The organism is Yoonia sediminilitoris (genome assembly GCF_003058085.1).
Lineage (GTDB): Bacteria > Pseudomonadota > Alphaproteobacteria > Rhodobacterales > Rhodobacteraceae > Yoonia > Yoonia sediminilitoris.
The window spans coordinates 106,378-120,217 of record NZ_QBUD01000010.1 but is presented as its reverse complement, the minus strand read 5'-3'; the positions used below and the strand labels follow the sequence as shown (position 1 = coordinate 120,217).

The following is a 13,840-nucleotide window of genomic DNA, read 5'->3' as shown; positions in this document are numbered from 1 at the left end:
TTTATTACCAAGCAGAAAGGATACCATCATGTCATTCCATCCCGTTGAGCAAGCCACCGCCCGCCTGAACCGCTCCGAATTGGCCGTGCCCGGAAGCCAGCCGCAAATGTTTGAAAAGGCAGCAGAATCTGACGCTGACGTGATCTTCCTTGACCTTGAGGACGCGGTCGCCCCTGACGAAAAGGAACAGGCGCGCAAGAACGTTATCAAGGGCCTGAACGAGGTTGATTGGGGCAACAAATCCATGTCGGTCCGAATCAATGGATTGGACACACACTATATGTATCGCGATGTTGTGGACGTGGTGGAACAGGCCGGAGAGCGGCTTGATCTGATCATGATCCCCAAAGTGGGGACCGCTGCTGACGTCTATGCTGTCGACATGATGGTGACGCAGATCGAGGATGCAAAAGGGTACGAAAAACGCATCGGTTTTGAGCATATTATCGAGACAGCGTTGGGGATGCAGAATGTCACTGAAATTTCGGCCGCATCCAAGCGCAACGAAAGCCTGCATTTCGGTGTTGCCGACTATGCCGCTTCGACACGCGCCCGCACGACGATCATAGGCGGGGTGAACAAGGATTACTCTGTCTTGACCGACCCGGACGCGGACGGCAACCGTGCCACTCACTGGGGCGATATGTGGCATTATGCGCTGGCCCGCATGGTGGTTGCGGCCCGCGCCAACGGTTTGCGCCCGATTGACGGACCTTTTGGCGATTTCAAAGACCCCGACGGATACAAGGCCGCTGCATATCGCGCCGCAGTGCTGGGCTGCGAAGGCAAATGGGCGATCCATCCCAGCCAGATTGCGCTGGCCAACGAAGTGATGAGCCCTTCGGAGGAAGAAATCACCAAAGCGGGCCGTATTCTGGAGGCGATGGCCGAGGCCGAAGCCGCAGGCAAGGGCGCTGTGTCGCTGGACGGTCGCCTGATCGATTATGCCTCAATCCGACAGGCAGAGGTGTTGGTCGAAAAGGCCAAGCAGATCGCCGGCGGATAGGTTCGCAACCAGCGCCCTGATGCGCCGCCACCGCCAAACCCGCGGGAAGAACGGCTGGACAGGCGTGCGATAACGCAGGGGCGTTTTTCGGTATAGTCGCAATGTGTGTACCAGATACTGAGCCTGCCCGCGCCAGAGGCCGACTTGCTGGCTTGGATTTGCACGCTTGGGCTCCGGCGCAGGGTCCCCTTGGCCGCGCCGAGCCCAATCCGCATTCCGCGATCTCGGCGCAGCACCAGTACAAGCACACCGGTGTCGCGCCTTAGGGGCCTGACCCTAACCGACGGCCACCGGTAGTTTGGAAATGCGCACACCCTCTGCGAAGTTCAGCGTGCCCGGCAGGCTGACTTTCGCGATCTGTTTCTTGATGAAAGGAAAGCCCTTGTAGGACAGCCTGCAGTCGCCCTTGAAGGCTGTTCCAGTTGCCTGCCAGATGCGGCCGTTGCCGACCAGCAGTTTCGTGGCGGTGATATGCAGGGTCAGGACCACGTCAAACGTGAGTGTGCCGACCCGCTTGCCGTTGACCAGCACTTCAAGTTTCGGATTATGCGTCGAGGTTAGCTTTTGTTTGCCAAAGTCGACCCATGTAGTCTCCTCTGGCGGATGTTTTTCCGGGTCCAGATAGGGTTGCAAGTCAACTGCGCTGCTCCAGCCGGATTTCAGAATATCGGTCAGTGGCACATCAAGGGCCTTGTTTAGGGCAACCAGAATGCCTGCTGTGGTGAACAGTTGCGCCAATCCTGCGCCAAATGACCCGATGTCCTCGCGCAGCGCGTCGCGCGCTTCGTCTGGAAGTTGCTGGTCGTCCGTTTGCATATCCGCGCTGCCCGCGAGGTCGGCAAGCGTATGGGGGGCAATGTCGGTCTGTGCGTCAGCCATTATGCGTCCTCCTTTATCAAGGTCTGTTGGCCAGCGTCGGTCACGGCGCGTAGCGACACTTCAAGTTTGACGGCCCCGCCGGCATCGTCTGGATCGATCTGCTGAAAGCCGGGGTCGGGTCTGGGCACGTAGTCCAGGCTGGTCTTTGGGCTCGGGGGGCTGTCGCGTTGCGCTTTTGGGCGCTTGGGACCGGGACGAAACCGCGGAAAGACCATCGACAGCACCAGAATGACGGCCAGCCCCACGCCTCCCCAGATCAAATAGGGAAAGGGCAGCATGACCGTCCGAACAAACCGGTTGTTGGCCTTGTTGGTTTCCGGGATCAGATTGTCGGGATCGACCCGCGCCAGCAATTCAAACGCGCCGCCGGTTGCCCGGAAACGTGAAACGACAGTCTGGGTGCTTGACCAACTGGTGCCAGGACGCAACGAGGGCACGAATAGCCTGATGACCTCAGAATCCGTGTCCCCGCGCAGGGTGAGCGATGTCGAAGGGCTGGTTCTGGCACCAGTATTGACCACTTCGAGCGCCACATCGACGGACCGACCGTCGTTCTGGACAGACGTGGCCGAGATCCGCACTGCCAGATCCGCGAAAACCTCTTCCTCAGGCTCGGGTGCGGGGATAGGGATACGTTGCAGACGGCATTGGTTGTTGCGTTCATTCGTCTCGTCCACCTGATCGGCAGAATCGACAATGGCCGCAAGCACAATGGTCCGGCCCAGGCTGCGTTCGGCTACCAAGATGGTTTGAGATGCTTCAAAGAGGCTGTCCGGGCTCAGGGGGGGAACAGCAGACCGGGCCAGTCGCGCCCCGTCCTGATCGATAATATCGACAGCATGGGCCTTTGCATTGCCCGCACCACTATTGCGCACGACAAGTGCGACCGTCAGCACGCCGGTCTGCGGATCAAATGCATGACGCTGCCATTCCACGGTCAAGTCAGGTTTCGGCTCCGGTCGTGGTCGTGGCTCGGGCGGTGTGAAGGGAACTGTTGGTGACAGATTGTTTTGATCGTTCAATTCCAAAACCCGTTCGTCGGGATCGACAATGGCCTGAAGCAGCAGTTCCTGCCCCAATGCCGCTTCGGGGACGGGCGCTGTGACCTCGACCTGCGTTGCACTGCGGGGCCCGATGGCGGGCACGCGGACGTTTGCAAAGCGCAACCTGCGGCTAAGATCATTCAAGGCCATGGTGCTTGGCGGTGCTTCACCGCGCCCGATGTTTTGAACAGGGACCTGCACCAGCAGCATCCGTGTGTCAGGGTTGAAACGGACAAGTGGGCGCCCCGCGATCAGGTCTGCCACCGGATTCAACCGCTCGATCGGTGGTGTCCGGCGTGAGGTTGTGAGAAAAATATACGGTATTTCAATGCGCTCTCGGCCAAAGTTATACTGTGTGGCCGCTATGGCCGCCGCGCGATCCTGTGGTGCGACAAGCTGGGTGGATGCCTCGACCCCGATTGTGGATAAGGCCCTGCGGATCAACACCGCAAGCCGCGCGGTGGACTGGTCATGAAAGATGATCGCAGGCGTCGGAAATCCATCCATGTAGCCCGCTTCCGCCATCAGCGCGCGGGCCCTGTCGGGTGCCTGTGGCGTTTGTTCGTGCCAGACTTCGTCATCCCCGTAACGCACCATGACGTAGCGGACAGCCTGCCCGTACTGGCCCGACAACTGTTGCCAATCCGCGACTGAAAACGCGGCGGCCCTGACGCGGGGTTCGTCGAACGGGCCTTGGGCGAATTCCACCTCCAAGGTCTGGGCAAGTACCGCACTGGCGAAAAAGAGGCTGCAAAGAAGCATCCCAAGCATCTGCAAGGCCGGACAAATGCGGACAGGAAAAGGTCTGGCAGGTGTGTCAGCACGGCAGCTTTTCATCGGGCGCCTCGCTTGTGATTGTGCAGCAATGACGACAGCTTGCCCAATTGCATGGATATCGCGTTGATTTTGATCAAAGATGCGCCGTTCAGTGCGTCATGGCGCTCTTCTTTTGCGGTAGTTTTTGATGCTGCACTCTCCGCAGGATTGACATGGCTCAATTTGCAGCAGGTCGCTGGCATTACAGTACGACCTCTAAAATATCAGTTTGGAGGAGTTCGTAATGTCGATGCATTTTCAGTACGCCTCGGGCCGGGGATTCAGGCGCCGACGTTTTCTGGCTGCCACATTTGGCGGCCTTTTGTCTATTTTGGGCAGCTTGCCCGGTGTCACAGTGGCGCAAGACGATCCTTGTAGCGGGTTGTTGTTTTCAACGTCAGAGGATTTTCTGACCAGAGGACCCGCACCTGCCGATGGCAATCCGATCATCTCGGACGGCGACCTCTTGGCGTGGCATGTGTCGGCGGGTGCGCGGATATGCAGGCGCAATGCCGACCTGATCCGCCGGTTCGATATCGCGCGTGTTGATCTGGGACTTGATGCGGTGGCGTCTGTTGATGAGAACCGCAGACTGATTGCCTTTTCGACCGAACTTGATAGTCCCAATGGGGATCAGTTCACTGCGGGTGATCTGCTGTTCACAACGGGCGGTATCATTCCCAACGCGGCGCTGCTGTCGCAATTCAACACCCCGCGGTCACTTGACCTGGGGCTGGATGCAGTGACCCTTGTGGGCGAAGAAGACCGCTTGCGGCGGCTTGCAGCGATTGCCCGCAACGGGACGTTTCAGGATGATCCAGAGCAGTTGGCCGGTTTTTTGAAAGAGCTGGACATTGATATCTGGTTTTCCACCGAGGGCACACCGCCTGAAATCGGCAAGCCGCTGTTTCTGGATGGTGATCTGTTGTCGGCGCGCGATGGCGTCATTGTCCGGTCGAACGCGTCACTGCTGCCCGCATTGCCCGCAGGCATTCCGGTGCGCGGTGTGGATTTTGGCCTTGACGCCTTTACCCCCGCACTGGACCCGATCGAGAACGTCCCGGTCGAACTGATGTCCACCGAAATCGTGGGCTTTGGACCGACGCCCTTTACCGATGGCGACGTGCTGCAACCGGGGCCTGCGATCTGGCTGAAGGCAGGCGATCTGCTGAAGAATCTGGAACCTGCGAGCCGGGATCTGGGGCTGGATGCCTTGCACGACAATATCGGTGACGTGGCGCAATGTGCACCGCCGTCGATCACCTTTATCAGCGGGGTGGAAGTGGGGGTCATCGACCCGACCACAGGTCTTGGTGATTGGGGTGGTGTTGCGCAACGGCCCTTTGCCGGAGATATCCGTATTCAGGGGTCCATGCCCGAGGTTGTGAATTGCCCTAATCTGGCACTTTACGAGTACCGGGTGGAAATCGACCAGGGTGCTGGGTTCCCGACCTTTGCCGACCCCGGTGTTGTGCATATGGCCAGCGATAACTGGCGGCGCATGGTGCGGCCGACTCCATTTTCGCCATGCCCGATTTCGCGCAATGACACCTATGACAGCGATGCGCTTGGCTGGTTTGCGGTGACGGACTATCGGCGCTTTGACGGTTGCGGTGATCCGCCAAGCCTTGCTGTCTGGGATTCGACCACCGGTGCCAGCAATGCCTTGGTGCGTGTCCGTCTGGTGATGCGTGAAATCGGGGCCGCGACCCCGACCTATGTCAGTGGCGCTGTGCGCGTGCAGATTGACAATGACCGGATCAGCCTGCCTGACAACCTGCTGCAAACGTCGTCAGGGACCGGCGACATGTGGTTTGACATCTACCGCGCGTCCGAGACTTCACCACTGGGTGATCAGTGCAAGGTCGAAGGCGAGGGCGAGGATGTGGTGCTCGACATGAAAGGGCGGATCAACGACGACCATTTCTGGAAGTATGATCTGCGTTGGTCGGGCGGGTTTGTCGTGGGGGCGCATATGATCACGGATGCGACCGATCAGACCCATTTTGATGATGGCCGTGCGGATCTCAACAGCACTGGCACGCAGCCGCCTGCGTCCATTCTGATACCGCTCAAGACCGGATTTGATCTGACAGCGGCCTATGCGACCGTTGCCGCAGCACAAAGCGTGCCGACAGCGCTGCCGGACGTGTGTGGCTTTACGGTGCATTTCCGGGCGTGGGACAGGGCCGTGCAGCTGAACTTTGTTCCCGGCAACAACCACTTCAGCCCTGTCAGCAGACATACGACGATGTGGCGATCTTTCTGCGTCTCGCGCTAGGACCGCAGCAGGCAAAAAATGGCCCCCGACCTTGCAGAAGGTCGGGGGCTGTTCAAAAAGTATCAAAAGATACACCCGCTAGTCCGACATCCCCGCCAGATACTGCGCGATCGCAGTCGAAATCGGCTGGCCCGTGTTCGCTTCATAATAGGAATAGGCGGGGCTTGGGTTCACTTCGAAACAGACCCATTCGCCTTGCGGCGTCTCGCGCAGGTCAATGCCCGCAAGTGGCAGATCAAGCGCCTGTGACAAGGCCACCGACCGCGCGGCCACTTCGGGTGGCAGGGCAAAGGGCGCAAGATCGGTTTCGCCGCCATCATCGCGGCTGGCATAGCGGTAATCGACACCCGTGGTTGTAATGCGGGTGGCAAAGACCTGTTCGCCCACGACATGCACGCGCACGTCGCGCCCTGTGACCCTCTCTTGAAACTGCACCGGACAGATCCGCAGCCGGTCCAGCCGGTTCAGATCACCAGCCGTGACCGTGCGCACAATCGACCGCACGGCGCTGGCGGATTTGAAAATCACCTCTGTGCCGTGCGCCTTCGCATCCAGCACAAAGGCGCGGGCCTTGTCGGGGACGTTGGTAATCAGCGTGCGCGGGGTGGCAAACCCTGCACGTGCAATGATCTGCGCCTGAAACGGTTTGGAATTATTGGTGCCCATACCGGGGGTTCGGTTCAGGACCCGGCCGGAACAGAGGTCGGAAAACACCGTGAACAGGGTCACGATGCGCCCGAAGCGGACCCTTGCAGGGTGGGTCGGCGGCAGGTCACACAGGTCTGGGAAGCTGTCATCAGAATGCAGGCGCTGATAGAGCCCGGTGACGGTTTCAAGCGCGATGTCCTCTTCGCCTGCACAGCGCAGGTGACCCTGCAAGATACCCTGTGCACCTGCCGGATCAAACGACAGATGCATGTCCGCGTGGCGGCGCTGGTCGATCATGCGGTACGCGATACCCAAATCATCCAGCGCAGTAGCGACACGCGCGATGGGCGGCTCATCGGGCAATCCTGCCAGCACGATCATGGTGCTGCGCCGTGGAATATCTGTGCGACCTGCGCAAGCAGTGCACTGTCCGCGCGGCCAAGGTCTGGGATGGGTGAGGCGGCAGAAAAGACCGGACCATCGGGACCGGCACCAAAGAAAAGCTCGACCATATCAAGCCCCGCAAAGGCTGCCAGATCGCAACAGGCGCCAAAAAGGGCGGGGGGCAAGGATGCGCTATGGCACTGCCCCTGACAGACAATCGCCGACTGCACAGGCGTCGGCGGCACCGGGTCAGGCAGATCGGCGTCATAGGTCAATTGCGCCACAGGCAGCCCGGCTGCGGCGGCGCTATGGTGCCAGACTGCGGGGTGATACATCGGTCCGGATATCGATGTCGCAGTGGGCCGGTTCAGTACCGTACAGGGGAGGGCGCTTATCCAGCTGGACCAGATTGCGAGCAATTCCTGCTGTATGTAGGTGCGGTCTGTGGCGGCCACGTTGGCCAAATGCCCATCGGGCAAAAAGGCAATGCGGTTGATCACGCCCGTGATGGATGCGCTGTCCAATGGCCCAACCGATTTCAGCGTCACGCTGCTGCTGGACGCGGTTCCATCAGAGCGCAAGTGCATGTCGGGCGCATAGACCAATTCCTGCGGGGTGACGATGCGCGCCTGCACGCCATGCCGCCTGCGCAGTTCGGTCGTAAACCATTGCGCCGCGCGGTCGTCGGGCGCGCATAGACAAAGTAGCATAGGAAAAACTTTCAAAGAAATGCAGCGCCCCCCGGAACTGGTCAGAGGGGCGCTGTGGGATCAGAAGGTTTCAGTGTCCTTGGCGTCTTTTTCATCCTTGGCCATCTGGGCTGCCACTTCGGGGTCTTCGTCGTAGTCCCCTGCATAATCCTGCGCGCCCTGCGCCAGATCGGGACGAAGTTCAGACGTGATGAAATGGGTCAACTCGCCCACCATCGCTTCCAGCGACGCCATGCGGTCTTCAATCGTGTCACCGGTTGGTGTCAGCCCGCCTTCGCGCTGTTTCTCGATCTGCTTTTCTACCTGCTTGTCAAAACGCTTCTCAATCGATTTTTCAAAGCGGTCCTTATCCTTTTCCTTGAACTCCTTGATCTCTTTCTCTTTGACCTCTTTGCGGTCTTTTTCCTTCATCTCTTTGATGAATTCCTTACGCTCTTTGTTCTTTTCGATCTCTTTGATCGTTTCTTTTATGAACTCTTTGCGCTTGATGACCGGGCCAAAGGCACAGCGATGCAGGGCCTTCAGGTCGGGACGGTTGCCGATGCGCTGGGTGCGCGGGCGACCGGGGCCGTCGGTTTGGGCAGCGCCCGTTGTGCGCAGGCAACGGCGGACCTTGGCGGGGCTTAGCACCGCCGTGCCCCGTGCGCGCGCCATCCCCTGCAAAGATGCCACGGCACCAACTACTATGGGTGATGCGGATGACGTCCCCGAGAATGTGTCGGTGTACCAGACATCCTCGTGACCGCCCTGAAGCCCGCCATAGCCGCAGGTCGTGACTTCGCGGCCCCAACCCTGGGCATCAATCAGCGCGCCATAGTTCGAAAAGTCCAACCGCGACCGGTCTGGCCCATGGTTGCGCCCATGTGTGCCCGGAGGCGGCGCACCGGCACCAACGACAACCGCCCCCGAATCCCGGTTTGATCGGCGGAACGGGTTGGTCCAGCTTGTGGGGAACCCCGATGGCCGCGTCTGATAGAGATTGTCGTCAAGGTTTTCCGCACCGTTCCCGGCGGCTTCGACAACGACGATCCCGCGCCGGGTCGCGGCCAGAATGGCGGCAAAGTCGTCTTCCCACCATTCGATCGCGATATAGCCTTTCTGATCGGACCGGGACTGGAAGTTGTGCCGTGGCCCGGGCCGGTGCAATTCCAGCAACATCACATCGCCGCGGCGCAAACGGGTGGTGGCATGGCGGATCGCACCTGCCGACCCCATCCCGCCAAAGATCGACACGGCCGAGGCGCGGGCCCGATCGGCGATTCCGGAAATCCCAAAGCTGTTGTGATCGCCCGAGTATTCGCCCAGCACCGCAGTGCCGTGGTTGCGCCAGCCAATGTTGGTGGATTGGGTCCCACCCACGACGCCGCCCTGCATCTGGCGCAGGTCTTCGTGGGTAAACCGCCACGCGCCTTCGATGTCGATGATGCGCACATTCTGGCCGCGACCGCCACCGCGCGCCCATGCCCAGCGGGCATCGACTCCCACGGGACTTGGATCAAGATAGCCTTGCCGCGACACAAAGTTTGGCGTCACTGGCGGCTCTTCCTCGGCGGGGGCGGCTTCGCTTTCCGGCATCACAGGTGGCTCTGCGCCGGGCTTGACGTAAGCCGCCTCGACCTGGCTCAATTCGGCCATTGCGGCGGCTGCCTCTTCGGCCTTGGCGTCCTCGACCTCCAGCTTGTAGAAACGCGACAGCTCTGGCATGGGCGCATCGCTTTCGGCGGTTTCCTCCATCATTTCCAGCTCGATCCGCTCTTCTGTGGTGCCAAAGATCGGCGCCATGCTCGCCTTGTATTTCTTCAGCACTTTTTCAAGATCGGTGACAGGTTCTGCTGTGGTGGTTTCAAACCTGCCTGCGGACGCGCGCAAGCCTGCGTCGGGCTGCATCACGACAATCGTCTCGCGCGGTGACGCAGGCGCGTTGTTGGGTGTATCCTCGGTCATGTCTCAAGCTCCTCCATAGGTAAATCGCTAGGGAAGGGCGTCAGCTGGCTTTCTATAGCTTGTGTCAACGAACGCCTTACCCACAAGTTCAGCGATCAACGCGTCTGCCTGCGCCTCGTCTGAGGTCAGAACAGCCGCAAACCGCAAGGTTTCCGCATCGTTGTCGACAGGTGTTTGGACAGTCACATCATGTGTGGCCGCCCAGTCTTTGAGCATCGCAAATGCCTGAGCCATAGAAACCGCGCCAGAGGGCTCCGGCACGGGTTTAAGAATAACTGTTATCAAAGTCGGCTCAGGCAAATACAATTCTCCTGTGCAACGTGCGGTAAACGCCTAAAAAAAACTGTATGGTCGTCTGATGGGCCAGATTTGACAAATATCAATTGGCGGGTTCCGCCAGCGACCTAACAAGAGTATTATACGCGAACCTCGCGATATGTCTATTTTACAGTGCATTCGCCACAAGACGGAGCGTCCGATTTCCGCGCTACGACAGTTTTAGGGTCAGAAGAACCCGATATCGGAGACGACGCACCACGAAAATTCACATTGGCATTTGCACGGTCCGGGGCCGGCAATTCAACGAAGGTGCATTATGACAAAGCAAATTACACTGACAGAACTCAAAGCCAAAATCCGTGACATTGATACCCCCGACGAAGAAATTGCTGCCTATTTGCAGGCTGCCCCGGATGTATCTGATGCTTTTGCCCCGCAAGTGCGGATCAACCCCGAACTGGTTGATGATGAAGGAAAAGAGGCCGACGTCGCCATGCGTTTCTTTAACGCCATGTCCAAACGGCGGCGGCAAAAGAAATATCAGCGCAAGATCGCAAATGGCTGGACCGGCCTGCGTGTCGTGTCCGAAGGTGACAGCTGGTTTCAGTACCCGTTTCTGCTGTGCGATGTGATTGACCAGCTTTTCGATGACTACGCGATCTACAGTCTGGGTGCTGCGGGTGATCTGGTACAGGATATGCTGGATCAGGATGAAATCCTGCAAGCGGTCCGGCAGCAAAAGCCCCATGTTTTCCTGATCAGTGGTGGCGGGAACGACCTGTTGGGCGACGGCATGCTCAAGACCGCCTTGCACCCCTTCAAAGCGGGCAGACCGGTCAAGGATTACCCGAATGCCACTTTTGCCAGCCGTCTGAACGATATCATCGGCGTCTATCGCAACATCTTTAAGTCGTTGCTGGCTGAATTTCCCAGCCTCAAGATCCTGTGCCATGGCTATGATTATGCCAAGCCCGACAACGCCCGCTGGCTGGGCAAGCCGATGGCCAGTCTGGGCATCAAGGACCAGACACTTCAAACCCAGATCGTGGCCGAACTGATTGACCGCTTCAACATCGCATTGGTAGGGCTGGCGAGCGAATTTCCCGGGGCGGTCACGCATGTCAGTTGTCTCAATACGGTGGGCGACAACTGGCATGACGAACTGCATCCCAACAACGCGGGCTACGCGGACGCTGCCAACAAGTTCCGCTCTGTCATTGCATCGATGTTTGGCGCGCCACATGCGTTCGAAGAAACGGCACGCCTGTCGCCGGGCAAAGAGGCGATGATCGATGCGCAGGACCTCGAGCCCGAAGCCTTTCGTGAACTCGTCGATTACCGGGGCCGCGAATTGCTGGCTACCCCGCTGCCCCCGACCGAGGATGAAAGCCGCCGCAAGGAAATCGAACAGGATATCTCGCAGCATTTCGAAAAGATATCGGGGGGCGCCGACTTCCTGCCTGCCAGTTTCCTGTATCACGGGGCGGATGCCGCCGCCTCTGTCTGCCGGATCAACCTGCCGGGTGGTTCCGGCACCGGTTTTCTGATTGCCACCAGCAATTTCATCATGACCAACAACCATGTGATCGCCGACAAAGAAGAAGCCCGCGACGCGCTGGCCGAATTCCGTTTTGAAGAGGGCGGTGACAGCTTGATGGTCAACCTTGATCCGGATCGTTTCTTTATCACCTCAAGGGAACTGGATTTCACAATTGTTGGGTGCGACGACCCCGCGCTTGCCGATTTTGACCCGATCCCGCTGTTGCGCAACCCGTCCACTGTGACGCGGGGCGAAAAGGTCAACATCGTGCAACATCCGCGGGGCCGCCCGAAAGAGGTGGCCTTGCATAACAATGATGTGTTGCGGATCAAGGACAAGGTGGTCTGGTACGAAACCGACACCGAACCGGGGTCATCGGGCAGTCCGGTTTTCAATAACACGTGGGATTTGGTGGCGCTGCATCATGCTGGCTGGATTGAAAACGGCGTGACCACCAACGAAGGTGTGCGCATGGCGGCCATCGTATCGCATCTGGTTGCCCGCCAGCACACAGAAGCCACCGCATCAGGCGCGCTTATGGAATTGCTGTCCACTATCCCGGACAGTTCGCCACATTTGGGGTTCTTTGATATTGCAGGGATCACCGGGGCCCGCCCGGAAGAAGTCGAGGTGCCCGAATACAAAGGGTCGCTTGAATTCGCCGATATCGGCTTTTGGAACATCGAGCATTTCAATGATGCAATTACTGATGCGCGGGTGGATAAGGTGGCAGGCGTACTGGGCCATCTGTCGCTTGATGCGATGGGCCTTGTGGAGGTGCAAAAAGACGCGATGGACCGCGTCGTTGAATCACTTCAGGCGCTTGGGCATAGTTACTCGTACAAATACCTTGATGTGAAAGGCCGGCAGGATCTGGCCGTGCTGTATGATAGCAAGACGACCGAGGTAAACATCTCGGCCAAGATACTGAACCGTCACAAGACCGCGTGGGCCGCGACGACTGGCACAGGGCGCACGGCCTTTCCGCGTCGCCCGCTGATCGCGCATGTCAAGGTGGCCCCCAATACCAAGAACGCAGAGCAGGTGGAATTCATCATGATCCTGCTGCACCTGAAGGCCTTTGGAGATCCGCAAAGCAAGGCACGCCGCCGTCTTGCCGCCGAGATTCTGACCGAGGTGATCGCCGACATTCGCAAGACCGAGAAACTGCCCGTGGTGCTGGGTGGTGATCTGAATGAAACGCTCAACACCGATGTGCTTGCTCCGCTGACCGATGCGCCTGATCTGTTCACGCTGACCACCGACGATGCGGCCAACAATGCGCTGTCTTATGTGGGGGCAAGCCACAGGTCTCTGATCGATCATATCGTGGTCAGCAATGACGTGCGGATGTCACCCATCAGCGGCGATGACGCCGCCATCGTGCGGCTTGACAAATCAGTGGCGGATTTCACCCAAGACGTGTCCGACCACATGCCGTTGGTCATCCGGATGGTCAACCGCGACGCACCGATCCAGATGAACGATGCGGGCAAAGGGCAGGATCAGTGTTGACGTTTGCAGCCCACAAATAAGGGGCAGGGCTGTTATTGTGATTGCGCTGACCCTGATGGCTTAGACGACCTTGACCTCAAGGCTGCCAAGCCCGTCAATTGTCATCGTCATGACGTCACCCTTTTCGACAGCGGCAACACCGGAAGGTGTGCCCGACATGATCACGTCGCCTGCGGCAAGTTCGAAATAGGCAGACAGGTAAGAAATCATTTCCGGGACCTTCCAGATCATCTGGTTCAGGTCGGCGGCTTGACGGGTTTCACCGTTGACCTTCAGTTCAAGGTGGCCGCAATCGGGGTGTCCGACCTGCGACACAGGATGCAACGGGCCGCAGGGGGCGGACTTTTCAAAGGCTTTGCCAATTGCCCACGGCCGCCCCATTTTCTTTTGGATGCCCTGCAAGTCTCGGCGGGTCATGTCGAGTGACAGTCCGTACCCAAAAACATGGCCAAGCGCATTGTCAGGCGCAATGTCGGTTCCGCCGGATTTGAGGGCGACGATCATTTCGGCCTCGTGGTGGACGTCACTGGATTGGGGTGGGTAGGGGAACAGGCCGGACACATCCAGATTGTCAGGATTCTTTTGAAAGAAAAACGGTTCTTCGCGGTCCGGGTCGTGGCCCATCTCGATCGCATGGGCGGCATAGTTGCGACCGATGCAATACACCCGACGGACCGGAAACTTTGCATCTGTTCCGACGACCGGAAGGGCGACCACGGGCGGGGTGTCGATCACGTATTCTGTCAATTGGGGCTCCGGCCAGCAAGGATTTCATGATCAATCTAGGTGAGTGTT

The 13,840-nt window shown here is 58.8% G+C and carries 10 protein-coding genes; 3 read left to right on the top strand and 7 right to left on the bottom strand.

From position 1 onward, the window contains the following. Positions 1-28: 28 nt before the first annotated feature. The gene (locus C8N45_RS16585) at positions 29-1,006 is read left to right on the top strand and encodes an HpcH/HpaI aldolase/citrate lyase family protein (RefSeq protein ID WP_108387379.1); all 978 of its coding nucleotides are present in this window, start codon (positions 29-31) and stop codon (positions 1,004-1,006) included. 276 nt (positions 1,007-1,282) lie between these two features. Here the strand turns inward: C8N45_RS16585 and C8N45_RS16580 are convergent, their stop codons facing one another. Both C8N45_RS16580 and C8N45_RS16575 read right to left on the bottom strand, forming a co-directional pair. Then, positions 1,283-1,885: a hypothetical protein gene (locus tag C8N45_RS16580; protein ID WP_108387378.1), complete on the bottom strand. Its 603-nt coding sequence runs from the start codon at positions 1,883-1,885 to the stop codon at positions 1,283-1,285. After that, entirely contained in the window at positions 1,885-3,699 is a 1,815-nt protein-coding gene (locus C8N45_RS16575; protein WP_168769506.1) for a CARDB domain-containing protein, read from the bottom strand. Before C8N45_RS16575 ends, C8N45_RS16580 begins: the two co-directional genes overlap by 1 nt. Positions 3,700-3,988: 289 nt before the next feature. On the opposite strand from C8N45_RS16575, the gene C8N45_RS16565 reads away from it, so the two are divergent. Continuing rightward, positions 3,989-6,025 carry a hypothetical protein gene (locus C8N45_RS16565; protein WP_108387375.1) on the top strand — a complete coding sequence of 679 codons (2,037 nt, stop codon included), beginning with the start codon at positions 3,989-3,991 and terminating at the stop codon, positions 6,023-6,025. A gap of 78 nt (positions 6,026-6,103) precedes the next feature. Here C8N45_RS16565 and C8N45_RS16560 read toward each other — a convergent pair whose 3' ends face one another. Genes C8N45_RS16560 through C8N45_RS16545 form a run of 4 tightly spaced genes read right to left on the bottom strand, consistent with a single transcriptional unit; the run spans position 6,104 to position 9,945 of the window. After that, entirely contained in the window at positions 6,104-7,054 is a 951-nt protein-coding gene (locus C8N45_RS16560; protein ID WP_108387374.1) for an ATP-grasp domain-containing protein, read from the bottom strand. After that, positions 7,051-7,767 (bottom strand): hypothetical protein, encoded by a 717-nt coding sequence (locus C8N45_RS16555; protein ID WP_108387373.1) that lies wholly within the window; start codon positions 7,765-7,767, stop codon positions 7,051-7,053. Before C8N45_RS16555 ends, C8N45_RS16560 begins: the two co-directional genes overlap by 4 nt. 60 nt (positions 7,768-7,827) lie before the next feature. Further along, a complete protein-coding gene (locus C8N45_RS16550) occupies positions 7,828-9,711 on the bottom strand; it encodes a S8 family peptidase (protein WP_211095480.1) in 1,884 nt (627 codons plus the stop codon). 27 nt (positions 9,712-9,738) lie between these two features. Continuing rightward, entirely contained in the window at positions 9,739-9,945 is a 207-nt protein-coding gene (locus C8N45_RS16545) for a hypothetical protein (RefSeq protein ID WP_108387372.1), read from the bottom strand. Positions 9,946-10,306: 361 nt separating this feature from the next. Here C8N45_RS16545 and C8N45_RS16540 point away from each other — a divergent pair, with 361 nt between their 5' ends. Next, positions 10,307-13,045 (top strand): trypsin-like peptidase domain-containing protein, encoded by a 2,739-nt coding sequence (locus tag C8N45_RS16540; protein ID WP_108387371.1) that lies wholly within the window; start codon positions 10,307-10,309, stop codon positions 13,043-13,045. A 60-nt stretch (positions 13,046-13,105) separates the two neighbouring features. Here C8N45_RS16540 and C8N45_RS16535 read toward each other — a convergent pair whose 3' ends face one another. After that, positions 13,106-13,780: a fumarylacetoacetate hydrolase family protein gene (locus C8N45_RS16535; RefSeq protein ID WP_375342480.1), complete on the bottom strand. Its 675-nt coding sequence runs from the start codon at positions 13,778-13,780 to the stop codon at positions 13,106-13,108. Between the last annotated feature and the right edge of the window lie 60 nt (positions 13,781-13,840).

Excerpts from the sequence above, each read along its gene's own strand:
- C8N45_RS16580 (WP_108387378.1), bottom strand. The coding sequence starts at position 1,885 with ATGGCTGACGCACAGACCGACATTGCCCCCCATACGCTTGCCGACCTC.
- C8N45_RS16565 (WP_108387375.1), top strand. The coding sequence starts at position 3,989 with ATGTCGATGCATTTTCAGTACGCCTCGGGCCGGGGATTCAGGCGCCGA.
- C8N45_RS16560 (WP_108387374.1), bottom strand. The coding sequence starts at position 7,054 with ATGATCGTGCTGGCAGGATTGCCCGATGAGCCGCCCATCGCGCGTGTC.
- C8N45_RS16545 (WP_108387372.1), bottom strand. The coding sequence starts at position 9,945 with ATGGCTCAGGCATTTGCGATGCTCAAAGACTGGGCGGCCACACATGAT.
- C8N45_RS16585 (WP_108387379.1), top strand. The coding sequence starts at position 29 with ATGTCATTCCATCCCGTTGAGCAAGCCACCGCCCGCCTGAACCGCTCC.
- C8N45_RS16555 (WP_108387373.1), bottom strand. The coding sequence starts at position 7,767 with ATGCTACTTTGTCTATGCGCGCCCGACGACCGCGCGGCGCAATGGTTT.
- C8N45_RS16575 (WP_168769506.1), bottom strand. The coding sequence starts at position 3,699 with ATGCTTGGGATGCTTCTTTGCAGCCTCTTTTTCGCCAGTGCGGTACTT.
- C8N45_RS16550 (WP_211095480.1), bottom strand. The coding sequence starts at position 9,711 with ATGACCGAGGATACACCCAACAACGCGCCTGCGTCACCGCGCGAGACG.
- C8N45_RS16540 (WP_108387371.1), top strand. The coding sequence starts at position 10,307 with ATGACAAAGCAAATTACACTGACAGAACTCAAAGCCAAAATCCGTGAC.